1 rRNA gene (only partly in view) is annotated in these 1,307 nt (G+C 55.5%); it reads left to right on the top strand.

From position 1 onward, the window contains the following. Positions 1-51: 51 nt before the first annotated feature. A 23S ribosomal RNA gene (locus tag AB0G28_RS49260) occupies positions 52-1,307 on the top strand; it runs 1,598 nt beyond the window's last position.

The following is a 1,307-nucleotide window of genomic DNA, read 5'->3' as shown; positions in this document are numbered from 1 at the left end:
TGTTTCTGGTGTGGTGTTTGAGAACTGTAGAGTGGATGCGAGCATCTTTGTGGTCAAGTTGTTAAGGGCACATGGTGGATGTCTTGGCTTCAGGAGCCGATGAAGGACGTGGGAGGCTGCGATATGCCTCGGGGAGCTGTCAACCGAGCTGTGATCCGAGGATTTCCGAATGGGGAAACCCAGCACCAGTGATGTGGTGTTACCCGCACCTGAATATATAGGGTGTGTGGAGGGAACGCGGGGAAGTGAAACATCTCAGTACCCGCAGGAAGAGAAAACAACCGTGATTCCGTGAGTAGTGGCGAGCGAAAGCGGATGAGGCTAAACCGTTTGTATGTCAAGCTGTCAGGCGTTGTGCAGGCGGTGTTGTGGGACCCAGCGTCGAGGATCTGACAGTCCTCGGAACGATCGCGCGTGTTAGTGGAACGCCTTGGGATGGGCGGCCGGAGTGGGTGAGAGCCCCGTACGCGAAAACATGTTGTTGATTGTTTGTTTGGTGTTCCCGAGTAGCAGCGAGCTCGTGGAATTTGCTGTGAATCTGCCGGGACCACCCGGTAAGCCTAAATACTTCCTGGAGACCGATAGCGGACGAGTACCGTGAGGGAAAGATGAAAAGTACCCCGGGAGGGGAGTGAAAGAGTACCTGAAACCGTGTGCCTACAAGCCGTCAGAGCCTTTCGGGGTGATGGCGTGCCTTTTGAAGAATGAGCCTGCGAGTTAGTGCTGCGTGGCGAGGTTAACCCGTGTGGGGTAGCCGTAGCGAAAGCGAGTCTGAATAGGGCGAATGTAGTCGCGTGGTCTAGACCCGAAGCGGAGTGATCTACCCATGGCCAGGGTGAAGCGACGGTAAGACGTCGTGGAGGCCCGAACCCACTTAGGTTGAAAACTGAGGGGATGAGCTGTGGGTAGGGGTGAAAGGCCAATCAAACTCCGTGATAGCTGGTTCTCCCCGAAATGCATTTAGGTGCAGCGTCACGTGTTTCTTGCCGGGGGTAGAGCTACTGGATGGTCTAGGGGCCTTACCGGGTTACCGAAATCAACCAAACTCCGAATACCGGTTAGTGAGAGCGTGGCAGTGAGACGGCGGGGGATAAGCTTCGTCGTCGAGAGGGAAACAGCCCAGAACACCAGCTAAGGCCCCTAAGTGTGTGCTCAGTGGGAAAGGATGTGGGATTGCCCAGACAACCAGGAGGTTGGCTTAGAAGCAGCCACCCTTGAAAGAGTGCGTAATAGCTCACTGGTCAAGTGGTCCTGCGCCGACAATGTAGCGGGGCTTAAGCACACCGCCGAAGCTGTGTCATTCGTAC

Source organism: Amycolatopsis sp. NPDC021455, assembly GCF_040640995.1.
In the GTDB taxonomy this organism is placed as follows: Bacteria; Actinomycetota; Actinomycetes; order Mycobacteriales; family Pseudonocardiaceae; genus Amycolatopsis.
The sequence above is the reverse complement of the archived record's forward strand: the minus strand, read 5'-3'. Positions and strand labels throughout refer to the sequence as shown.